At 71.9% G+C, this 20,789-nt stretch carries 20 protein-coding genes; 11 read left to right on the top strand and 9 right to left on the bottom strand.

Going from position 1 to position 20,789, the window contains the following annotated elements; translation table 11 throughout:
- Positions 1 to 218 precede the first annotated feature (218 nt).
- Positions 219 to 1,373: a condensation domain-containing protein gene (locus tag ABZU76_RS35125; protein WP_354877447.1), complete on the top strand. Its 1,155-nt coding sequence runs from the start codon at positions 219 to 221 to the stop codon at positions 1,371 to 1,373.
- A gap of 57 nt (positions 1,374 to 1,430) precedes the next feature.
- Here ABZU76_RS35125 and ABZU76_RS35120 read toward each other — a convergent pair whose 3' ends face one another.
- The 9 genes from ABZU76_RS35120 to ABZU76_RS35080 all read right to left on the bottom strand — a co-directional run bounded on the left by ABZU76_RS35120 (position 1,431) and on the right by ABZU76_RS35080 (position 10,369).
- A complete protein-coding gene (locus ABZU76_RS35120; RefSeq protein ID WP_354877444.1) occupies positions 1,431 to 2,684 on the bottom strand; it encodes an MFS transporter in 1,254 nt (417 codons plus the stop codon).
- Positions 2,681 to 3,856, bottom strand: a complete 1,176-nt coding sequence (locus tag ABZU76_RS35115; RefSeq protein ID WP_354877441.1) for an LLM class flavin-dependent oxidoreductase — start codon at positions 3,854 to 3,856, stop codon at positions 2,681 to 2,683. Before ABZU76_RS35115 ends, ABZU76_RS35120 begins: the two co-directional genes overlap by 4 nt.
- 26 nt (positions 3,857 to 3,882) lie before the next feature.
- Positions 3,883 to 5,022, bottom strand: coding sequence for an acyl-CoA dehydrogenase family protein (locus ABZU76_RS35110; RefSeq protein WP_354877438.1), 1,140 nt, complete (start codon positions 5,020 to 5,022; stop codon positions 3,883 to 3,885).
- Positions 5,013 to 5,768: a class II aldolase/adducin family protein gene (locus tag ABZU76_RS35105; protein WP_354877436.1), complete on the bottom strand. Its 756-nt coding sequence runs from the start codon at positions 5,766 to 5,768 to the stop codon at positions 5,013 to 5,015. The genes ABZU76_RS35110 and ABZU76_RS35105 overlap by 10 nt, the downstream gene beginning before the upstream one ends.
- Complete coding sequence (locus ABZU76_RS35100; protein WP_354877434.1) at positions 5,765 to 6,481, bottom strand: dihydrodipicolinate reductase C-terminal domain-containing protein; 717 nt, start codon at positions 6,479 to 6,481, stop codon at positions 5,765 to 5,767. The genes ABZU76_RS35105 and ABZU76_RS35100 overlap by 4 nt, the downstream gene beginning before the upstream one ends.
- Positions 6,471 to 6,737 (bottom strand): acyl carrier protein, encoded by a 267-nt coding sequence (locus ABZU76_RS35095; RefSeq protein ID WP_220238823.1) that lies wholly within the window; start codon positions 6,735 to 6,737, stop codon positions 6,471 to 6,473. Before ABZU76_RS35095 ends, ABZU76_RS35100 begins: the two co-directional genes overlap by 11 nt.
- 16 nt (positions 6,738 to 6,753) lie before the next feature.
- The gene (locus tag ABZU76_RS35090; protein ID WP_354877430.1) at positions 6,754 to 8,208 is read right to left on the bottom strand and encodes a class I adenylate-forming enzyme family protein; all 1,455 of its coding nucleotides are present in this window, start codon (positions 8,206 to 8,208) and stop codon (positions 6,754 to 6,756) included.
- A gap of 19 nt (positions 8,209 to 8,227) precedes the next feature.
- Positions 8,228 to 9,610: a nitroreductase family protein gene (locus ABZU76_RS35085; RefSeq protein WP_354877427.1), complete on the bottom strand. Its 1,383-nt coding sequence runs from the start codon at positions 9,608 to 9,610 to the stop codon at positions 8,228 to 8,230.
- A gap of 222 nt (positions 9,611 to 9,832) precedes the next feature.
- Positions 9,833 to 10,369 carry a helix-turn-helix transcriptional regulator gene (locus ABZU76_RS35080; RefSeq protein ID WP_354877424.1) on the bottom strand — a complete coding sequence of 179 codons (537 nt, stop codon included), beginning with the start codon at positions 10,367 to 10,369 and terminating at the stop codon, positions 9,833 to 9,835.
- A gap of 467 nt (positions 10,370 to 10,836) precedes the next feature.
- Here ABZU76_RS35080 and ABZU76_RS35075 point away from each other — a divergent pair, with 467 nt between their 5' ends.
- The 10 genes from ABZU76_RS35075 (at position 10,837) to ABZU76_RS35030 (ending at position 20,618) form a co-directional block, all read left to right on the top strand.
- On the top strand, positions 10,837 to 11,583 hold the full coding sequence (locus tag ABZU76_RS35075; RefSeq protein ID WP_354877421.1) for an alpha/beta fold hydrolase: 747 nt from the start codon (positions 10,837 to 10,839) through the stop codon (positions 11,581 to 11,583).
- On the top strand, positions 11,580 to 12,176 hold the full coding sequence (locus tag ABZU76_RS35070) for an NADPH-dependent FMN reductase (protein ID WP_354877418.1): 597 nt from the start codon (positions 11,580 to 11,582) through the stop codon (positions 12,174 to 12,176). The genes ABZU76_RS35075 and ABZU76_RS35070 overlap by 4 nt, the downstream gene beginning before the upstream one ends.
- Positions 12,173 to 13,507, top strand: coding sequence for a crotonyl-CoA carboxylase/reductase (ccrA, locus tag ABZU76_RS35065; protein WP_354877415.1), 1,335 nt, complete (start codon positions 12,173 to 12,175; stop codon positions 13,505 to 13,507). The genes ABZU76_RS35070 and ccrA overlap by 4 nt, the downstream gene beginning before the upstream one ends.
- 198 nt (positions 13,508 to 13,705) lie before the next feature.
- The gene (gene fabG / locus ABZU76_RS35060; protein WP_354877412.1) at positions 13,706 to 14,467 is read left to right on the top strand and encodes a 3-oxoacyl-ACP reductase FabG; all 762 of its coding nucleotides are present in this window, start codon (positions 13,706 to 13,708) and stop codon (positions 14,465 to 14,467) included.
- A 5-nt stretch (positions 14,468 to 14,472) separates the two neighbouring features.
- Positions 14,473 to 14,925, top strand: a complete 453-nt coding sequence (locus ABZU76_RS35055; RefSeq protein WP_354877409.1) for a MaoC family dehydratase — start codon at positions 14,473 to 14,475, stop codon at positions 14,923 to 14,925.
- A 141-nt stretch (positions 14,926 to 15,066) separates the two neighbouring features.
- Positions 15,067 to 16,092, top strand: coding sequence for a phosphotransferase family protein (locus tag ABZU76_RS35050; protein WP_354877406.1), 1,026 nt, complete (start codon positions 15,067 to 15,069; stop codon positions 16,090 to 16,092).
- A gap of 2 nt (positions 16,093 to 16,094) precedes the next feature.
- Complete coding sequence (locus tag ABZU76_RS35045; protein ID WP_354877403.1) at positions 16,095 to 17,318, top strand: acyl-CoA dehydrogenase family protein; 1,224 nt, start codon at positions 16,095 to 16,097, stop codon at positions 17,316 to 17,318.
- Positions 17,315 to 18,493 carry an acyl-CoA dehydrogenase family protein gene (locus ABZU76_RS35040; protein ID WP_354877400.1) on the top strand — a complete coding sequence of 393 codons (1,179 nt, stop codon included), beginning with the start codon at positions 17,315 to 17,317 and terminating at the stop codon, positions 18,491 to 18,493. Before ABZU76_RS35045 ends, ABZU76_RS35040 begins: the two co-directional genes overlap by 4 nt.
- Positions 18,490 to 19,608, top strand: coding sequence for an acyl-CoA dehydrogenase family protein (locus ABZU76_RS35035; protein WP_354877397.1), 1,119 nt, complete (start codon positions 18,490 to 18,492; stop codon positions 19,606 to 19,608). Before ABZU76_RS35040 ends, ABZU76_RS35035 begins: the two co-directional genes overlap by 4 nt.
- Positions 19,609 to 19,763: 155 nt before the next feature.
- Positions 19,764 to 20,618, top strand: a complete 855-nt coding sequence (locus ABZU76_RS35030) for an alpha/beta hydrolase (protein ID WP_354877394.1) — start codon at positions 19,764 to 19,766, stop codon at positions 20,616 to 20,618.
- Positions 20,619 to 20,789: the final 171 nt, after the last annotated feature.

Raw genomic sequence — 20,789 nt, 5'->3', positions numbered from 1 at the left:
TATCCGTGCGCCAAGCTGCCGCCCGGGACCCGGCTGCCGCGCTATCAATGAACAGGCGAGGGAGATTCGACGACCACGAGGACACCATGAAACCATCCGGAACCCTGACCGGGCCCTTGACGTTCGGACAGCTTTCCTGCTGGCGTGACGTCGAATTCCACCCGAGACACCGGTGGCACGAGCCGAACGGCGCCGAGCTGTGGCCGGTTCCGGTCCCGGTGAGCACCGACCGGGTCCGCGCCGCGCTCGACGTCGTCGCCGCGCGGCACGACTCGTTGCGGACCACCTACGACCTCACCGACAAGAAGAACCCCACGCAGACCGTGCACGCACCGGGCGGGCCGCTCGACGTCGAGGTCGTCACCGCCGAACGGGCCGAGCTGGGCGAGGTGGCCGACGAGGCGGCGCGCGAACCGTTCGACCTGCGCAGCGACTTCAGCTGGCGGGCGCGGATCGTGACCGACGGGTTCCGTGCCGGCCACATCGTCTTCGCCAACCATCACATCACCGCCGACGCCTTCAGCCGCCGGCTGCTGTGCGAGGAGGTGCTGGCCGAGCTCACCGGCCCGGGAGCACCCGCGCCGGCCGAGGCCGCCTACCACCTCGTGGACCTCGCGAACGAGCAGCGCTCCGAGAAGTTCCGCGCCAAGCACGACGCCGCGCTGCGGCACTGGGAACGCATGCTCACGGCCACCTACGCCACCCCGGCGCCGGCCGGCGCCGGCGGCGGGCCGTTCGCCGAGCACGACTCCCCCGTGCTGCTCGCCGCGCTCAGCTCGGAGACCGCCCGGGTGGCCGCACAGGAGACGGCCGACCGGTTGCGCGTGTCGCTCTCTTCGGTGCTGCTGAGCGCGTACCTGGTCGCTGCCGGCCACGTCCACGACACGTGGTCGCTGCCGGTCCGGCTGATCTCCTCCAACCGTTTCTCCGCGCGTCTGCAGCAGTACGTCACGTCGCTGAACTCCTGGGCGCCGACCCAGATCGACGCGGAGCCGGGCGAACCGTTCGACGACGTGGTCGTCCGCGTCAACCAGCTCGGCCTCCAGGCCTACCGCCTCGGCGTCTACGACCTCGACCGGGTCGCCGAGCTGCGGACGCGCGTCACCGCGGCCGGCTCGGCACCGGAATCCGTGTGGTCGTTCAACTTCTTCACCACCGATGCCGCCATCGACCCGTTCGACGACACGGAGCCGCGGATCACCTGGGCCGAGCCGTTCCACGCGATCGGCCCGCGTTTCTACCTGCGCGCCATCGACCACGGCAAGGCGGGTGTCACGTTCCGCCTGCGAGCCAGGGACACCACGGCCGAGCACGTCCGCGGTGTGCTGCTCGGCATGCACGCGCTCTTGCACGGCCGGCGTTTCCCGGCCTGACGGCCGAACGGCGAACGGGGCTCGCGGAACCTCCGCGAGCCCCCTTTTCGCTTCCCGTCAGCCGAGTTGCGGTTCGAGCGCCTTCTGCCGGCGACCGTTGCGGTACACGAAAACCATGGCGATCACGAGCACCAGCGGGAACAGGCCCGCGGCGACGTTGGTGCCCTGCCAGCCCAGCGACAGGAAGATCGGGCTGGCGGAGAAGGAAGCCGCACCCGACACGACGGCGGTCGTCGCCTCCATGACCCCCTGCACCCGCCCGCCGCCGCCGGCCGGGTAGGTGCGGATCACGAACGCGGTTCCCGCGACGTAGAGCAGGTTCCAGCCCACGCCGACGAGGCCGAGCGACACCGTGAAGGCGGTCAGGCCGAGGCCGGACGCGCCGACGACCGCACCCGCGAGCAGCACCGCGGCGCCGATGAGGCCGGTGCGGTCGGCGCCCCAGCGGGACACGAGCTTGCCGCTGATCAGTGACGGCGCGAACATGCCGATCAGGTGCCACTGGATCACCATGGCGCCCTCGCCGAGGGTGTGCCCGGCGTGCTCGCTGCCGATCGGCCCGACGGCCATCAGCAGCGTCATCACCCCGCCCGACACCGCCAGCAGCGCGAACGCGACGACGAAGTTGCTGGTGCGGACCACGTCGCGCACGCGAACCTGCACCACGGCCGCGGCCGTGGTGGCGGCAGCGGCCACGGCGGTGGCCGCGCGCCGCCGCGCGGGGCTGCGGACCGCCATCACCAGTGGCACCGTCACGGCACCGAGGATGGCCACCAGGAGGTAGGACCCCGCGAACTCGGCCCGGAACAGGTCACTGGCCCAGGTGGCCGCGAGCGGGCCGATGATCGCCGCCAGCACGCCGCCGGTCAGCACGATGCTCAGCGCCCGCTCCCGCTGGTGCTCGGGTGCGAGATCCGTGGCCAGGTACCGGAAGTAGCCGCCCGTCGCCTTGTACAGGCCGACGATCGCGGTGCCGGCGCAGAGCACCCAGAAGGACCCGGTGATGGTGGCGTAGACCGAGACGAGCCCGCCGACCACGGCGAGGAACGCGCCGACGGCGAGCACCTGCCGGTGGCCGAACCGGGCGGCCAGCACACCGGTCCCGTACGAGGCGATCACCGCGACGGTCGTCATCGCGGTCAGCGGCGCCGTCGCCAGTGCCGGAGTGGGGGCCAGGTGCAGGCCCACGACGGCCGTGAGGGTCAGGTCGACGCTCGTGCCGCCGTAGTAGAGGAACTGGCAGAACGTGAGGATCCAGAGGTCACGCCCGATCCGGGTGCGGCCGGGGGCCTTCGGTTCGACCTGCGTCATCGGGCGGTCTCCTGTCCGCTGCTCACCTGGGTGCGGGCTTCGTGGTTCTCTCGCTGGAAAATCGCCTTGCTGGCCGCCGCCCAGCTCTGCGAGGCGCGCAGGCCCTCGGCGGAACCGGTGAAGCGGGGAGCGACGTGGCGGGCGAAGAGGTCGAGGCTTTCCACAGTGTGCTCGTGGCGGGCCCAATGCTGGATCGACAGCAGCAAAGTCCCGAATCCCCCACTGGCTTCCTGCAGCTTCTGGACACCTGCGACACAGTCGTCCACGTCGCCGAGGATGATACCGCCGGCGTCGACCGTGGATTCGAATGCCTTGCGGGCCGCGGCATCCCCGCTCCCCATGGGCATGCCCATCGTTTCCGTCCACAGCTCCACGCGCTGGCGCAGCCAGCCGCCGTACACCTGCTCGATGGCTTCGTCGCGGGAGTGCGCGACATGGACCGGGACGGCGAGCCGCCATCTCGAACGCGACGCCTCGTGGCCCGCCGCGTCCGCCGCTTCGGCGAGGTGCTGCCACTGCCCCGCCAACTTCTCCACACCGATTCCGTGGCCCGCGCGCATCGCGCCCCACGGCGGCGCCGCGTGCGAGAGGGCCGAGACACCGAGCCGCCCGGCCAGGCGCATGCCGAACGGCGACGCGGCGCTCGCCACGGCGATCTCGAACCCGCCCGGGGTGAACGGCTGCAGCTGCAGCCGGCCGTCCGCCAGGGCGAACCAGTCGGTGGAGTGGGTGACGACGTGCCCGCGCAGCAGCCGCACGATCACTTCGAGGGACTGTTCCGTGCGGCGGCGGGTGTCGGCCGGCGCGACGCCCATCATGTGCATGTCACCGATGACCGAACCGGCTCCCACCCCGAGCATGAACCGGCCCCGCGTCAGGTGGTCCAGCTGCACCGCCCGCTCGGCCACCATGAACGGGTGGTGGTACGGCAGCGCCGTGACCCCGGTGGCCACGCGGATCCGGCGGGTGCGCTCGGCGGCGGCGGCGAGGACGACCTCCGGGCAGGAAATGGATCCCCAGCCGGACGAGTGGTGCTCACCGATCCAGACCTCGTCGTAGTTCAGCTCGTCCAGCCGCTGGACGAGCTCGAGATCTCTCTGCAGCAGCAGAGTGGGATCCTCCCCGACGGGGTGCAGGGGCGACATGAAGGCACCGAAACGCAACGAAGACATGGCTTTCCTCTCGGGGTACGGGCGGGTCACAGGCTCGCCGCGACGGCGTTGCGCTGGATCTGGTTGGTGCCTTCGATGATCTGGAGCAGCTTGGCCTCCCGCAGGTACCGCTCGAGCGGGAAGTCGCGGGTGTAGCCGTCGTCGCCGAGGACCTGCAGCGCGTCGGTGGTCACCCGCACGGCGGTGTCGGTGGCGAAGAGCTTGGACTTGGCCGCCTCGGTGGAGAACGGCCGTCCGGTGTCCTTGAGGCGGGCGGTGGTGTGCAGCAGGGCCCGCGCGGCGGCGACCTGCGTGGCCAGGTCGGCGAGCAGGAACGCGGTGCCCTGGGCGGCGATCAAGGGCCGGCCGGACTCGGTGCGCTGCTTCGCGTACGCCACGGCCTCGTCGAGCGCGGCCTGCGCGAGGCCGACCGCGCACGCCGAGATGCCGAGCCGGCCGTGGTCGAACACGTGGGCCGCGACCAGCATGCCGCGGCCGCGCCGCCCGACGAGCCGGCCCGCCGGCACCCGGACGTCGTCGAACACGATCTGCGCCGTGGGCACGGTGTTCACCGCCATCTTGCGTTCGTGCCGCTGGGGGTGCACCCCGTCGGCCGTCGCGTCCACCAGCAGGCACGAAAGCCCGGCCAGCCCGGTTCCCGAGCCGGTGCGGCAGTAGACGTTGTAGACGTCGGCGACCCCGCCGTGGCTCACCCAGGACTTGGTGCCCGACAAGGTGTACGCCTCGCCGGCGAGCTCGGCGCGGGTGGCGACGGCGCCGAGGTCCGAGCCGGCCGCAGCCTCGGACATGCAGGTGGCGCCCAGCAGCTCGCCGGTCAGCAACCGGGTGAGCACGCTCTCGCGTTGCTCGTCGGTGCCGAACGCGGCGAGGCCGTGAGAGGCGAGCACCTGAAGGTGCACGGATTCGGCCACGGCGAACCAGCCGTGGGCCAGTTCTTCCAGCAGCTGGAGGAAAAAGACGTACGGCTGCCCGCCGCCGCCCCACCGCGCGTCGAACGGCACCGCCGCGACGCCGAGGCCGAGCGCGTGCCGGACGAGCTCCCGCGGGAAGCGCGCCGCTTCCTCCGCCTCGCCGGCCCGCGCCGGCAGCTCGTCGCGGGCGAACTTCGCCACCACCGCGTGGAGCTCGGCCTGCTCCTCGGTCGCGAAGCAGGGGGTCACGACCATGTCCGGGCCTCCGGCCAGGTGCGCTTCACCTTGCTCACGCAGTAGTCCCAGTACGACCGCACGGACAGATCCGCGTAGATGTACTCGCGCTTCGCCTCGACGTCCTTCGGCGGGGACCAGTGGTAACCGCCCGGCTGCTGCTCGGCGATCAGCTGGAGCCCGCACGCGCGCTCCAGCGTCTGCGCGTGCACGGTCGCGTGTTTGATCGACTCGCCCACGACGACACCACCGTGGTTGCGTAGCAGCACCGCCGGGGCGTCGCCCAGTGCCTCGGCGACACCGAGCCCGGTTTCGATGTCGAGGATGGTGTTGGTGACCATCGTGAACCTCGGCAACCGGTGCTCGAAGTAGGCGCCGTCATGGGAAACCGGGCGCATCTCGAGGTCCGTGGCCCCGAACACCAGCGTGTGCGGCGCATGGCTGTGCACGACCGCGTTGACGTCCGGCCGGGCCGAGTACACGGCCTGGTGCAGCGGCAGCTCCGGCGGCGCCATCGGGTGCGCGGGGATCCGGTGGTCGATCGGGGCGACGATGACGTCGTCGGGGCAGCACTCGTCGAAACCGCGCACGGCGCCTTTGATCAGCATGTAGTCCGCGCCGGGCAGGCGCGCCGAAACCTGCCCCTGGTTGAAGTCGTCGTGACCGCCGAGCGACAGCGACCGCGCCGCCAGGGACACCAGGACACGCATCCGCAGGTCGACCGGGCGGAGCTCACGCGAGAGTGCGGGTTTGTCGGTGGTGGTCACGTTGTCTCCTCGAGGAACAGCCGATCGAACAGGTGCTGGAGCGGAACCAGTCCCGGTTCCGCGGTGTGCGCCCAGCGGGCCGCGGTCACGGCGCCGAACGCGGCCGCGCGCAGATCGCGAACGTCGTGACGCAGCTCGAGTGACTCGTCCTCCAGGTCGAGCCGGACGGTGTGCTCGCTGACGGGGTGCCCGGCCCTCAGCGACACGACTTCGTCGACCGGCGGCTGCCCGCCGTCGCGCCAGACCCCGGCCAGGGCGAGCGCCGACGCGCTCGGCCGGTCGCGTTTGGTTGGCGTGTGCCGTTCCAGCACGGCCGCGCGCGGCGTCGCGGGCAGCGCGCCGGCGATCCGCGCGACGGTGGCGACGAGGTGGCGCTGGAGCCAGTGCCCCACGGAGAGGTTGACGGCGCGCACCACGGCGACCCGCTCGGCCAGCCGGTCGAGCAGCGCCGGGCCGTCCTGGCCCAGTGCCGACACGCATTCGACCAGCGCGGCACCGTGGCGCGCGCAGAACCGTGTGGTCTCGGGCAGCGCCTCGGCGGTACCGGCGTCGATCACCACCGACGGCACGGCGTCCTGGCTCCAGCCGCCGCGGGTGGCCCGCAGCACCACCGGGATGCCTTGCGCGGCGCACTCGCTCGCGATCCGCGAACCGAGCCGGCCCGTCACGCCGACGATGCCGACCGTCAGGTCGCCGGCCGGTTCAAGCGCCACTGACCGCGCCCTGACTCACCATGTAGTCGACGATCTGCTCGACGGTGCCCAGTTTCCCGGCCGCCTCCTCGAGGTCGATGTAGACCCCGTAGCGGTTTTCGATCGCGTCGATCAGGCGCAGGTACGCGAGCGAGCTGAGGCCGAGCTCGACCAGGGTGTGGCCCGGGCGCGTGGCGTCGGCCGCCGTCATCACGCCGTCGCTCGACTCCGCGACGAGGTTCGCGACGCTGGTGTACATCTCCTGGGCGTCCGGCATCGTGTCTTTCTCCTTGTCACCGTGCTGGCGAGGTCGCGATGGCCTCGTGGAACAACTCCTGGACCGCGGCCATCCGCAGCTTCCCGAGGCTGGTGCGGGGAATCGCCTCGACGCGCACGAACCGCTCGGGCACCTTGTGCGCGGCCAGCCGCGCGTGGCACCACGAGCGCAGCGCGCGTTCGTCCGGCGCCCCGGCACCGGCGACCACCGCCACGAGAACGGGGTCGCCGTTGTTCTTGCGGTCGGCGAAGACGACGGCGTCGGCGCACCCCGCGTCGAGGACTACCCGGCGGATCTCCTCGCCGTCGAGCTTGCGCCCGGCGATGTTCAGCGCCTTGCCGACCCGGCCGCGCAGGTGCAGGCTCCCCTGGTCGTCGAAGAAGCCCTCGTCCGCGGTGGCGTAGAACCCGTCGGCGCCCACCTTGCGTTCGAACGCGCCGGGCACGTTGAGGTACCGCGACCCCATCGACTCACTGCGCACCTTGATCTCGCCGTCGTCGAGCCGGAACCGCACGCCGGGCAGAGGCAGGCCGAGCCCGCCCTCCGGGGTGGGTGCCGGGTCGAAGGTCAGCGGCCCGGCCTCGGCGATCCCGTAGTAGTTCGAGACGGCCAGGCCGTGGCGCCGCAGCAGGTCCTGGGCGGTCTGCTCGCTCAGCGGCGCGGCCGAGGACAGCGCCACCCGGACCCCGGCGAGCTCGGGCACCTCGCCTTCCTTGCGCAGCAACGCTTCGTACAGAGCCGGGAACCCCACCAGCCGGGTCGGGGCGAGCTCGCGGAGGAACCTGGTCACGTGCCCGGCGCTGGGCAGCCCCGACGGCAGCCACAGGCAGGCACCGGCGAGGATCGAGGCGAGCAGAGAAGTGTTGTAGGCCAACCCGTTGAACAGGCCGGCGAAGCACAGCACCCGGTCGGCGGGTTCCAGTGCCGTCGCCTCCTTCCAGGCGACGGCGGCGTTGCGGACCGCGGTGCCGGAGAACTCGATGCAGTTCGGTGTCCCGCTGGTGCCGGAGGTGAACCGGCAGACCTCGGTGCCGGCGAGCAGCTGCGGCCGCGGACCGCCGGCGACCTCGGTGAGCCGGAAGCCGCCGAGCTCCGTGCGGGCGCCCGGTCGCGCTGTCGCGGGCAGATCGCGGTCGTGCAGCACGACGTCGATCCCGCAGCTTTCGACCACGCTGCTGAACTCGTCGCCGCCCAGCGCCGGGTCGATCAGGAACGGAACCGCGCCGGCGTCCAGGATCCCGGCGTAGGCGGCGACGTAGGCCGCGGAGTTCGCGGCCGACACGAGCACCCGGACCCTACCGTCACGGCGGGTGGCACCGGTGCCGTTCCACCAGGCGGCGGCTTCCGCCGCGAAGCGCCCGGCAGCGCCGGCCAGCTCGGCCCCGGTGAGCACGCCCCGCGTGTCCGCGACCAGGGCGGCGTCACGGTGGCGGGCGAAGTGCTCGGTGAGCACCTGGTCGAGCACGGTCATGTCCTCGGCTCCTCTCGTCTCATTCACCGTGGGCGTAGGCAATCGCGGCGCGGTCCTGCTTGATGCGACCGGCACCGTCCTCGCCGAGTGCCATCAGGTACACCGGTTCGTCGTCCGGTCCCAGGCCCGCCAGGAGCCGCCAGCCGTCGATGTCGTAGCCGCCGACGGAGGTCACCGCCACCCCGGCCCGTGCGGCGCCGAGGTAGACGAGGTGCGCCGCCGCGGCGGCGCGGAAGAGCGCTTCGCGGAAAACCTGGGTGCTGCCAAGGCCGAGGGTGGTTCGTCCGTCCACATGGCACACCAGGAACGCCTTCGCGCCACCGAGGTGGCGCTGCCCCATGCACAGCCGGCGGATGTGGTCGGGGTCGTCGGCCGGCGCCGACACCACGACGTCCACCCCCGTTCCGCGCCAGGCCGCGCGACACGCGGCGGCGACCTCGTCGGTGGTGACCACGAGGGTCAAGCGCAGCTCCGACGGCGCGTCGTCGAGGTCGGTGACCAGCCTGGTGCCGAGCGCGCCGAGCGCGTCGGACAGGGCGGAGCCGGCGACGGGCCGGGCCCGGAACTGGTTGCAGGACCGCCTCGCGCGGGTCCACCTCAGCCAGTCCCCTGCCGGGATCCCCGGCTCGGCGCCCGGGACCACGGACGTCGGGGCCGCCGCCGAGGTGCCGCGAGTGTCGGCACCGGTGGCCAGTCCGTCCGGCAGCATCGCCCAGCCGAAGCGCTCGAGATCGCCGTGGGAGTCGGTCCGCACCGCGTGCAGTGGTTCGACCACCGGAAGCGGGTCGGGTCCGGCCTCGACCGGCGCCGGGCCGATGGCCAGCACCGAGTGCGGCTCGCGAAACGGCAGCAGTCCCCACAACGCCTTCTGGATCTGCCGGCGCGCGAGTTTGAGGTGCAGCTCCGCGGGGCCGGTCGCCAGTGCGCCGCCCAGCAGGCTGGTCGCGGCGTGCCCGGTGTCGAGCTGCGCGTAGAGGTACCCGCGCGGCCCGTACTTGCGCACCGAAAGCCACGGCCGGGACAGCAGGATCGCCCACACGTCACGGGTCACACCGGCCGCCCGCGGCATGGCCTGGACCACTGCGCGCAGGGCCGGGGCCGGCAGAAGCAGCCGCACACAGGCGCGGCGCACCGCGTCAACGCGGAAAAGACCCGGAGCGGAACCCGGCTCGTCGGTCAGCACCAGGACGTCGTACGGGAAGATCGCGCCGGCCGACGGGACCGGCCGGCCGGCCCCGCCGCTCGGTCCGAGCAGTGCGTCGTGCACGATCCGCAACGCCCGGGCGAAGCCTTCGCCCACCTTCGGCACCCGGCGGAACTCCTGGGCTTCGCTGACCACCGCCATGCTGGTCCAGACCTCTCGGAGCGAGACGTCGGCCAGCCCGGCTGTCGGCACCACCATGATCACACCTCAGAGGTCGAGTGGTCAGGCGCGTCCGCGCGCCGATCCGGCCCCGCGGACCCACTTTGGTCGGCAGCCGGGCACACGAGGCTCCTGCCGCGTCGGCCGCGCCGAGGGATCCAGCCCGCGATCGGCCGCTGTTTTCAACGTAGCGACGGCGATTCGGCCGGACCGGCAGTTGAGCGGGCACAAGGCGCGGAAGTTCGGCCGCGCCGGCGTCCGTCATCGTGACGTCCCGGTGCCGTCGTCCGGGCCGGGATCCGGGGCGGAGACCACCCACAGCACCCGCCACTCGCCGTCGGTCCCGTCGCCCCGCGTCGCGGCTATCACGGTCTCGCCGCGGGATTCGGCACCGCCGCACTCGGTCGACACGAGCTTGCGGCGCCGCGCCTCGACGAGCAACCGGGCCAGGAAGTGGATCTCGCCGTCGCGCGGGCGCAGCTCGGCCAGCCGCAACGGCCGGTACGGCGGCGGCTCGGCCACGACATCGCCGCCCCGCGCCAGGGTTTCCAGGAGCCGCCGGTCCTCCGCCGGCAGCCGCAGCGCGTCCGCCAGGAGCTTCACCGTCTCCGCGCGCGGCCGACGCACCCGGTCCTGTTCGAGGTTGCGAATGGCGCGCACGCTCAACGTGGCGAAGTCGGCCAGCTCCTGCTGGGTCATGCCGGCCCGTTTTCGCAGACGGCGCAACGCCTCGGGAAAGGTCTCCGTGGCCCGCACCGGCAGATCCGACACGAAGGCCGACTCCGGAAGGTTCAGCACGACCGGCCTGTCCGGCCTTCGCGCCCTTCCGGCCGGGCCCGGCACCGCGGTGCCGACCACCCCCGGCCCGCACGAGGCGCCACTGCGGCGAACACCGGATTCGCATTGAACGCGTTCACGCGTCATCCCCTCCACCCGACGACCGCGAACGGGCGCGCGCGACGGTTTCCCGCCGGCGCGTCTAGGCGACCTGCCGGCTGCGTCGCCTGGTCGCCGTCGATCACGCCGACGCGCGTCGAGCCCGCTCGGAACATCCAGACCGGTACCCGAGTCCAGCGTGCTCCCGGCCCACCACGTCGCACACCCCTAACGCGCCCCGCAGTTGCCCAAGTCGCGGCGCCGGATTCCGCCGCTCGGCGGACGGAAAGGCCGTCCTGCGGATAGGGGTTGCCCAGGCTGTCGGCGCCGTCCGACGATCGGCTCCGGACCCGGTGGCGGACGCCCCGGCCGGATCGAAGGAGCCTGTCGTGTCTCCCGACGTGGACATCGAACTCTGGACGCGCAGGTACCACCCCGCTCCGGAAGCCGCGGTTCAACTGGTCTGTTTCCCGCACGCCGGCGGTTCGGCGAGCTTCTACTTCCCCGTGTCGAAGGCGCTCTCGCCCGGCGTCGACGTGATCGCCGTGCAGTACCCGGGCCGCCAGGACCGGCGCTCCGAACCGTGCCTGGACAGCGTGAGTGAGCTCGCCGACGCGCTCGTGGCCCCGCTGCTGCGCTACCGTGACCGGCCCATGGCCTTCTTCGGGCACAGCATGGGTGCGTCGGTGGCGTTCGAGGTCGCGTGCCGGCTGGAAGCCCGCGACGTGGTCCCGATCGTGGTGTTCGCGAGCGGCAGGCGGGCGCCGTCGCGCCGCCGCGACGAAACCGTCCACCAGCGGGACGACGACGGGCTGCTCGCGGAGATCCGCAGCCTCAGCGGCACCGACGCGCAGATCCTCGGCAACGAGGAGATGCTGCGCATGATCCTCCCGGCCATCCGCAGCGACTACCGCGCCGCGGAAACCTACCGCTGGGCGGGAACCGGGCCGATCGCGGCACCGATCCACGTGCACGTCGGGGAAACCGACCCGAAGGTCTCGTTCGCGGAGGCCGAGTCGTGGCAGGTCCACACCACCGGCGGCACCACCGTGACCACCCACCCGGGCGGGCACTTCTACCTCAACGACCGGGCGCCCCAGCTGATCCGGGCGATCTCGGACGCGTTGCCGAGATGAGCACCACGGGTTCCGAGGACGACGTCAGCATCCTCGCGATGTCGGGCAGCGGGCGGGCCGGTTCGCCGAACACCGCGCTGCTGCACGCGGCGCGTGAGCTCGCGCCCGCCGGCGTCACGATCGAGATCCACGAAGGACTCACGCAGGTGCCGCGCTACGACCGCGACGAGGACACCGAGAGCCGGCTTCCGCCGGCCGCGCGCGATCTGCGCGCGGCGGTGGCGAAGGCCGACGGGCTCCTGATCGCGACCGGGGAACTCGCGTTCGCGGTGCCTGAGGTCGTGCGCACCGCGCTCGCCTGGCTCGTCCGTCCGGCGATGAGCGCTCCGCTGCTTTGCAAGGATGTCGCCGTCATCGGCGTTTCACCCGGTGGTTTCGGCACCGTACGAGGGCAGGTCGCGCTGCGGCAGCTGCTGGCCGGGTACGGCCACCGGGTGCTGCGCGGGCCGGAACTGCTCGTGTCGGCCGCGCACGACCGCTTCGACCGCGGCGGGCACCTCATCGACCACCAGACCGCCCAGCGGCTGCGCGAGGTGCTGGCTGCCCTGCGCGAGCAGATCGTCCACGGCGAAGGACCCGGAGGAACACGGTGAAACAGATCGTCGCGGCCGTCACGGCCGAGAACATTTCCGCCGACGAGATCGGTTCGGTGCCCGTGCCGGAGAGCTACCGCGCCGCCGTGGTTCTCGCCGCGGAGTCGGACATGTTCGAGGGCATGGCCACCGCGGACAAGGACCCGGCCAAGGCGCTGCACGTCCAGCAGGTCGCCACCCCCGAGGTCGGGCCCGACGAGGTCCTGGTGGCTGTGATGGCCAGCAGCGTCAACTACAACACGGTGTGGACCGCGCTGTTCGAGCCGTTGCCCACGTTCGGTTTCCTCCAGCGCTACGCCAGGACCGTGCCCGGCGCCGGCAAGCACGACCAGCCGTTCCACGTCGTGGGTTCCGACCTGTCCGGCGTGGTCCTGCGCATCGGGGCGGCGGTCCGCTCGGTCAAGCCCGGCGACCGCGTCGTCGCGCACTGCCTGAACGTCGAGCTCACGGACCCCGACGGGCACGACGACTCGATGCTCGACCCGGAGCAGCGCATCTGGGGGTTCGAAACCAACTACGGTGGCCTCGGCGAACTCGCGCTGGTGAAGGCGAACCAGCTCATGCCGAAGCCCGGCCACCTGACCTGGGAGGAGGCCGCCGCCTCCGGCCTGGTGCACTCGACGGCCTACCGGCAGCTCGTCTCCCGCAACGGCGCCACCATGAAACAGGGCGACGTCGTCCTGATCTGGGGCGCGGCCGGCGGCCTCGGCTCCTACGCCACCCAGCTCGTGCTCAACGGCGGCGGCATCCCGGTGTGCGTCGTGTCCAGCCCCCGCAAGGCGGAGCTCGTCCGCGCCATGGGTGCCGAGCTGGTGATCGACCGCAAGGCCGAAGGATTCCGCTTCTGGCCGGAGGAAAACGTGCAGGACCCCCGCGAGTGGAAGCGGTTCGGCACCCTGGTCCGCGACCTCACCCGCGGCACCGACCCCGACATCGTCTTCGAGCACCCCGGTCGCGAAACCTTCGGTGCCAGCGTCTACGTCGCTCGTCGCGGCGGCACGATCGTCACCTGCGCTTCCACCTCGGGCTACGAACACGTCTACGACAACCGGCACCTCTGGATGCGCCTCAAGCGCATCGTCGGCACCCACTTCGCCAACTACCGCGAAGCCTGGGAAGCGAACCGCCTCATCACCCGGGGCATGATCCACCCGACGCTGTCCACGGTGTACCCGCTCGACCGGATCGGCCAGGCGGTCCAGGAAGTCCACACCAACCAGCACAACGGCAAGGTCGGCGTGCTGTGCCTCGCCCCGGGCACCGACCAGGGCGTCGAGGACCACGAGACCCGCGAACGCCACCTTGCGAAGATCACCCGGTTCCGGTCCTGACCCGCACCTCCTCACCGACGATCCAGCGACGACCGAGCAGCTCGCGGCGCCTTCTCGGCCCGACCGGCGCTCGTCCGGGCGAACATGAGGCCGGTCACAGTGGCCCGCCGGGAGCCCCCCGGGTATGTTCCCTAAGCGGATGCTTAGCGCGCAGACTGCGTGCCCGATCGCTGTTTCTCAACGTTGAGGAGGGTCCTCGTGACCGATTCCCCCGCCCGGGTTGCCATCGTGACGGGAGCCGGCCGCGGCATCGGTGCCGCTGTCGCCCGTCGCCTCGCCGCCGACGGGTTCGCCGTCGGCCTGCTGGACCTCGACGAGTCCGCGGTGGCCCAGGGCGCCGAGGCGATCGTGGCCGAGGGTGGCCGGGCCGTCGGTGTCTCGTTGGACGTCAGCGACGCCGACCAGGTCGAGGCCGCCGTCACCCGCGTCGCCGAGGAGCTCGGCGCGCCGACCGTGCTGGTCAACAACGCCGGCATCACGCGTGACAACCTGCTGTTCAAGATGACCGAGAACGACTGGGACTCCGTGCTCGGCGTGCACCTCAAGGGCTCGTTCCTCATGACGCGCGCGGTGCAGAAGTACCAGACGCAGGAGAAGTGGGGCCGGATCGTGAACCTGTCCAGCACTTCGGCGCTGGGCAACCGCGGCCAGGTCAACTACTCCGCCGCCAAGGCCGGCATGCAGGGCTTCACGAAGACCCTCGCCATCGAACTGGGCAAGTTCGGCGTCACCGCCAACGCGATCGCGCCCGGCTTCATCGCCACGGACATGACCGCGGCCACCGCCGAGCGCCTCGGCATGGACTTCGAGGACTTCAAGAAGGCGGCCGCCTCGCAGATCCCGGTGCAGCGGGTGGGCACGCCCGACGACATCGCCCACCTGACCTCGTTCCTCGTGAGCGAAGGCGCGGGCTTCGTCTCGGGTCAGGTCATCTACGTCGCCGGCGGACCGAAGGACTGATGGCCATGCGCGTGTTCACGAACGTCGACGAATTCGCCGCCGCGGCGGGCGAGCACCTCGGCGAGAGCGAGTGGCTCACCGTCACGCAGGAGCGGGTGCAGCAGTTCGCCGACGCCACCGACGACCACCAGTGGATCCACCTCGACACCGAGAAGGCCGAGGCGGGACCGTTCGGCACCACGATCGCCCACGGATTCCTCACGCTGTCACTGCTGCCGCACTTCGGCTCGCAGGTCTACCGCGTCGACGGCCTGAAGATGGGCATCAACTACGGCCTCAACAAGGTGCGGTTCCCGCAGCCGGTGAAGGTCGGGGCGAAGGTGCGCGGCAGCGCGGACCTGCTCGAGGTGACAGACGTGCCCGGTGGCAAGCAGGCTGTGGTGCGGTGGACCGTCGAGATCGACGGCGAGGCCAAGCCGGCCTGCGTCGCCGAGTTCGTCGCCCGCATGATCGCCTGACCCGCCCGACCCGCCTGACGGAACTGCCCGACAACCCGCCTGACCACGCGAGAGGCACCCGGCCCGGGGACACCCGGGCCGGCGGCTGTACGACATACCGACTAGTCGGTAGCGTGGCCCGGTGACCCCCGAGGAGGCCCGATGACCCCGTCCGACCCGCCAGGACTCGACCTGGCCCGCCTGCGCGCCTACCTCGACGAGCAGCGGCCCGGCCTGGTCGCGGGCGAGCTGACCGCCGAGGTGGTGCAGGGCGGGCGCTCGAACCTCACCTACATCGTGGGCGACGGCACGCACCGCTGGGTCGTCCGGCGGCCACCGCTCGGGCACGTGCTGCCGACGGCGCACGACATGGCGCGCGAGTTCACGGTGATCTCCGGCCTGGCCGGCACGGCGGTCCCGGTGCCGCGCACCGTCGTGCTGTGCCAGGACGCCGACGTACTCGGCGCGCAGTTCTACGTGATGGAGTTCGTGGCCGGCACTCCGTACCGGACCGACTCCGAGCTCGAGAAGCTGGGCACCGAGCGCACTCGCGAGATCGGGTTCCGGCTCGTGGACACGCTCGTCGACCTGCACGCCGTGGACCCGGAAGCGGTGGGGCTCGGCGACTTCGGCCGGCCCGACGGCTTCCTCGAACGCCAGCTGCGGCGCTGGAAGAAGCAGCTCGACGGCTCCCGCAGCCGCGACCTGCCCGGCGCCGACGAGCTGCACGACAGCCTCGCCGCGAAGCTGCCGACCTCCGGACCGGCCACGATCGTGCACGGCGACTACCGGCTCGACAACGTGCTCGTGGACGGCGACGACCGCATCACCGCGGTGCTCGACTGGGAGATGTCCACGCTCGGCGATCCGCTCACCGACCTCGCGCTGATGGTGGCTTACGCCGAGCGCGACAAGGTGTCGCTGCAGATGGTGTCCAATGCCAGCTCGGCGCCGGGCTACCCGAGCCCCGACGAGGTCGTCGCCCGCTACGCCGAGCGCTCCGGCCGTGACGTGTCGGCGCTCAACTGGTACGTGAGCTTCGCGTTCTTCAAGCTCGCAGTGATCCTGGAAGGCATCTACTTCCGCTACAGCAAGGGCCAGACCGTCGGGTCCGGGTTCGAGGGCATCGGCGACGCCGTGGCCCCGCTCGTCTCGCACGGCTACGAGACGCTCAAAGAGGAGAAGTAGTCATGGATTTCGCGTTCGACGCGCGCACCGAGGAGCTGCGCGGGCAGCTGCTCGACTTCATGGATTCGCACGTCTACCCCGCCGAACCGGTCTTCGAAGAGCAGCTCGCCGAGCGCGAGAACCCCTGGTCGTCGGTGCCGGTCGTCGAGGAGCTCAAGGCCGAGGCGCGCAAGCGCGGCCTGTGGAACTTCTTCCTGCCCGGTGCGGACGGCGCGGGCCTGACCAACCTGCAGTACGCGCCGCTGGCCGAGATCACCGGCCGCAGCCCCCGGCTCGCGCCGACCGCGGTCAACTGCGCCGCGCCGGACACCGGGAACATGGAAGTGCTGCACATGTTCGGCAGCGAGCAGCAGAAAAAGCAGTGGCTGCAGCCGCTGCTCGACGGCGAGATCCGCTCCGCGTTCGCGATGACCGAGCCCGACGTGGCCTCGTCCGACGCGCACAACATCGCCACCAGCATCCGCCGTGACGGCGACGAGTACGTGGTCAACGGCCGCAAGTGGTTCATCTCGGGCGCGATGAACCCGAACTGCAAGATCATGATCGTGATGGGCAAGACCGATCCGGACGCGCCCGCGCACCAGCAGCAGAGCATGATCCTGGTGCCGCGCGACGCCGCGGGCGTGACCATCAAGCGCGGCATGCACGTGTTCGGCTACACCGACGGCGACCACGGCGGCCACGCCGAGGTGCTGTTCGAGGACGTGCGCGTGCCGGCCGAGAACCTCATCGCCAACGAGGGCGCCGGGTTCGCGATCGCCCAGGCCCGCCTGGGCCCCGGCCGCATCCACCACTGCATGCGCGCGATCGGCATGGCCGAGCGGGCGCTGGAGCTGATGTGCCGCCGCACGCTCTCGCGCGAGACGTTCGGCAAGCCGATCGCCGAGTCGGGCGTGGTGCAGGACTGGATCGCCGAGTCGCGCGTGAAGATCGAGCAGCAGCGGCTGCTGGTGCTCAAGACCGCGTGGCTGATGGACACCGTGGGCAACCAGGGCGCGCACACCGAGATCCAGGCCATCAAGATCTCCACCCCGATCACGGTGGAGTGGATCCTCGACAAGGCCGTGCAGGCCCACGGCGCCGGTGGCGTGAGCCAGGACTTCCCGCTGGCCGAGCTGTGGGCGGGCGTGCGCACGCTGCGGCTGGCAGACGGACCGGACGAGGTGCACAAGCGCTCGCTGGCGCGTCGTGAGCTCAAGAAGTACCGGGCGGAGGCCGGCCGATGACCCCCGACGACCTCCGGGCCCAGGTGGCCGGGTTCCTGGCCGCGCACGACCCGAAGACCACCGAACGACTGGAGTTCTTGCGCGCCCGCTACGACGCCGGCCTGGCGTGGGTGCACTTCCCCGAGGGCCTGGGCGGCCAGGGCGCGCCGCGCGCGCTGCAGCCGGTGGTCGACCGCGCGTTCGCCGCGGCCGGCGCGCCGGACAACGACCCGCGCCGCATCGGCATCGGCCTCGGCATGGCCGCGCCGACGATCCTCGCCTTCGGCACCGACGAGCAGCGCACGCGCTTCCTGCGTCCACTGTGGACGGGCGAGGAGGTGTGGTGCCAGCTGTTCAGCGAACCCGGCGCGGGCTCCGACCTCGCCGCGCTGGCCACGCGCGCGGTGCGCGACGGCGACGACTGGGTCGTGACCGGGCAGAAGGTGTGGACCTCGGGCGCGCACAACTCGCAGTGGGCCATCCTCGTCACCCGCACCGACCCGGACGTGCCGAAGCACCAGGGCATGACGTACTTCATGTGCGACATGACCGCGCCGGGCGTCGAGGTCCGGCCGTTGCGCCAGATCACCGGCGAGGCCGAGTTCAACGAAGTGTTCCTCACCGGCGTGCGCATCCCGGACTCGCAGCGGCTCGGTGCCGTCGGCGAGGGCTGGAAGGTCGCGCAGACCACGCTGATGAACGAGCGCGTGGCCATCGGCGGCAACGCTCTGCCGCGTGAGGGCGGCCTGATCGGCATGGTCGCGAAGACCTGGCGCGAGCGGCCCGAGCTGCGCACGCCGGAGCTGCGCGACCGGCTCGTGCAGCACTGGGTGGAGGCCGAGTCGCTGCGGCTGGCCGCTTCCCGGCTGCGCCAGCAGCTCACGGCCGGTGCCCCGGGGCCGGAGGGCTCCGCGATGAAGGTGGCCTTCTCGGAGTTGAACCAGAAGCTCACCGGGCTGGAGATCGAGCTGCTCGGCGAAGAAGGCCTGCGCTACGACGACTGGACGCTGCGGCGGCCGGAGAAGGTCGACTTCCTCGGGCGCGAGGCGGGTTACCGCTACCTGCGCGCGAAGGGCAACTCGATCGAGGGCGGGACCTCGGAGGTCCTGCGCAACATCATCTCCGAACGCGTGCTGGGGCTGCCGTCCGAGCCGCGGGTGGACAAGGACGTCGCCTGGAAGGACCTGCCGCGATGAGCGAGCTGCCCACCCCGGACCTGCTGTACTCCGACGTCGAGGAGGACCTGCGCGCGTCGGTGCGGGACCTGCTCACCGACCAGGCCTCGCCGGCCGCGCTGCTGGCGCGCGTCGAGACGGCCGAGCCGTACGACCTGAAGCTGTGGAAGACGCTCGCCGCCGACCTCGGCGCGGCCGGGCTGATGGTGCCCGAGGAGCTCGGCGGGCACGGCGCTTCGGCGCGCGAGACGGCCGTGGTGCTCGAAGAGCTGGGCCGCAGCGTGGCGCCGGTGCCGTTCCTCGGCAGTGCGGTGCTGGCGACGTCGGCGCTGCTGGCGGCTGGCGGCTCGGTCGCGGCCGAGCTGCTCCCCCGGCTCGCCGCGGGCGAGCTGACGGGTGCGCTGGCGGTGCCGCTGTCGACCGCGCCGGGTGCGGCTTTCCCGGCGACGGTGTCCGTGAACGGTGACGGGACGCTGAGCGGGCGGGCCGGCACGGTCGTCGACGCGTCCGTGGCCGAGCTGCTCGTGGTGCCCGCGACCGGGCCGGACGGGCCGGGGCTGTACGCGGTGGAGGCTTCGGCGGACCAGGTGACCGAGCTGGTGTCTCTGGACCTCACGCGGCGCGTGGCCGACGTCGAGCTGGACCACGCCGCGGCGCGCCTCGTCGCGAGCGGCGCCGCCGCCGAGGCGGCGCTGGACACCGCGCTGACCACGGCGGCGGGGCTGCTCGCGTCGGAGCAGACGGGGCTCACGGAGTGGGCGCTGACGACCACCGTCACCTACCTCAAGGCCCGCTACCAGTTCGGCCGCCCGGTCGGCGGATTCCAGTCGCTCAAGCACCGGCTGGCGAACCTGTACACGGACCTGGTGAACGCGCGCGCGACGGCGCGGTACGCGGCCGACGCGCTCGCCGGCGGCTTCGACGTGCCGATCGCGGTGGCCGTGGCGCAGGCGCGCGTCGCGCCGATCGCGGTGCACGCCGTGGAGGAGGCAATCCAGCTGCACGGCGGGATCGGCATGACGTGGGAACACCCCGCGCACCTGTTCCTCAAGCGCGCCAAGAGCGACGAGCTCGCGTTCGGCACACCGGGCCGGCACCGCGCACGGCTGGCGGATCTCGTGGACCTGCCTGCCTGAGGTCGTTTTCCGGGGCCCCGCCCGCCGTTTCGGCTGGCGGGGCCTTCGCGCGTGGTGGACACTGTGGACGGTGGTGGCCGGCACGTACGAACAGGCGGCAAGAGTGCACTTTTTCCTGTGGTGGCCGGAAGCTTCGGCTTCCTAGCCTGGTGATCATGGTCCCGGGCACCGAGCAGCTGACGATCACCGTCGGCACCCACCACCACAGCGCGCTCGCCGCCGGCCCCGAGTCCGGGGAGCTCGTCCTGCTGCTGCACGGATGGGCGGAGTTCGCCGACTCGTGGACCACGGAACTCGCGGCGCTGGGCGCGGCCGGCTACCGCGCCGTCGCGGTCGACCAGCGCGGCTACGCCTCGGGCGCGCGGCCGCTGGACGTCGACCAGTACTCGGTGCGCCACCTCATCACCGACGTGATCGCCTTCGCCGCGGCGCTGGGGTCGGACCGCTTCCACCTCGTCGCGCACGACTGGGGCGGCATGGTCGGCTGGGCGTTCGCCAGCGCCCACCCCGACCAGTTGCGATCCCTGACCATCCTCACCACCCCGCACCCCGCCGCCCTGCACCGCGCCGCCACCGACGACACCCGCCAGTTCCGTGACCTCGGCTACGTCCGCTTCTTCCGCCACCTCGACGGCCGCGCCGAGGCCTCCCTGCTCGCCGACGACGCCGCCGAACTGCGCGCCGCGTACGGCGACCGCGTGCCCGCCGAGCTGGTCGAACGCAACATCACGCGCCTGACCGAGCCGGGCGCGCTGACCGCCACGTTGAACTGGTACCGCGGCCCGGCCGCCAGCGAGTTCGACATCCCCGCCGGCCGCATCTCCGTGCCGACGCTGTACCTGTGGGGCAGCGAGGACCCGTACCTGGGCCGCACGGCTGCCGAGCTGACCCGCTCTTATGTCGATGGCGAGTACGAGTTCGAGGTCGTCGAGGGCGCCAGCCACTGGCTACCCGAAGAGGCCGGAGAGTTCATCCTGCCGCGGATCTTGGACCACCTGACGCGCCACTGAGTTGTTTGCCTCGGCTGCCCGGCAACGAGGTCCTCAGGCCCCAGTGCCACCACGGTGGGCGAGCTCGCCCACCGTGGTTCGCGACCTGAACCCGACCACGACGCGAGATCGCGCCGGCTTCCGGATTGGGGCGGTGCGATCGGCCCCCGGCCGATCCGACCGCCCCAATCC

This window comes from Amycolatopsis sp. NPDC005232 (genome assembly GCF_040607795.1).
Classification (GTDB): domain Bacteria; phylum Actinomycetota; class Actinomycetes; order Mycobacteriales; family Pseudonocardiaceae; genus Amycolatopsis.
Note: the sequence above shows the minus strand (reverse complement) of the source record. Positions and strands in the feature narration are given on the sequence as shown.

What these genes read in the sequence shown, in the direction of transcription:
- ABZU76_RS35120 (WP_354877444.1), bottom strand. Translation starts at nt 2,684, where the DNA reads ATGACGCAGGTCGAACCGAAGGCCCCCGGCCGCACCCGGATCGGGCGT.
- ABZU76_RS35115 (WP_354877441.1), bottom strand. Translation starts at nt 3,856, where the DNA reads ATGTCTTCGTTGCGTTTCGGTGCCTTCATGTCGCCCCTGCACCCCGTC.
- ABZU76_RS35110 (WP_354877438.1), bottom strand. Translation starts at nt 5,022, where the DNA reads ATGGTCGTGACCCCCTGCTTCGCGACCGAGGAGCAGGCCGAGCTCCAC.
- ABZU76_RS35095 (WP_220238823.1), bottom strand. Translation starts at nt 6,737, where the DNA reads ATGCCGGACGCCCAGGAGATGTACACCAGCGTCGCGAACCTCGTCGCG.
- ABZU76_RS35090 (WP_354877430.1), bottom strand. Translation starts at nt 8,208, where the DNA reads ATGACCGTGCTCGACCAGGTGCTCACCGAGCACTTCGCCCGCCACCGT.
- ABZU76_RS35085 (WP_354877427.1), bottom strand. Translation starts at nt 9,610, where the DNA reads ATGGTGGTGCCGACAGCCGGGCTGGCCGACGTCTCGCTCCGAGAGGTC.
- ABZU76_RS35070 (WP_354877418.1), top strand. Translation starts at nt 11,580, where the DNA reads ATGAGCACCACGGGTTCCGAGGACGACGTCAGCATCCTCGCGATGTCG.
- ABZU76_RS35055 (WP_354877409.1), top strand. Translation starts at nt 14,473, where the DNA reads ATGCGCGTGTTCACGAACGTCGACGAATTCGCCGCCGCGGCGGGCGAG.
- ABZU76_RS35050 (WP_354877406.1), top strand. Translation starts at nt 15,067, where the DNA reads ATGACCCCGTCCGACCCGCCAGGACTCGACCTGGCCCGCCTGCGCGCC.
- ABZU76_RS35045 (WP_354877403.1), top strand. Translation starts at nt 16,095, where the DNA reads ATGGATTTCGCGTTCGACGCGCGCACCGAGGAGCTGCGCGGGCAGCTG.
- ABZU76_RS35040 (WP_354877400.1), top strand. Translation starts at nt 17,315, where the DNA reads ATGACCCCCGACGACCTCCGGGCCCAGGTGGCCGGGTTCCTGGCCGCG.
- ABZU76_RS35035 (WP_354877397.1), top strand. Translation starts at nt 18,490, where the DNA reads ATGAGCGAGCTGCCCACCCCGGACCTGCTGTACTCCGACGTCGAGGAG.
- ABZU76_RS35030 (WP_354877394.1), top strand. Translation starts at nt 19,764, where the DNA reads ATGGTCCCGGGCACCGAGCAGCTGACGATCACCGTCGGCACCCACCAC.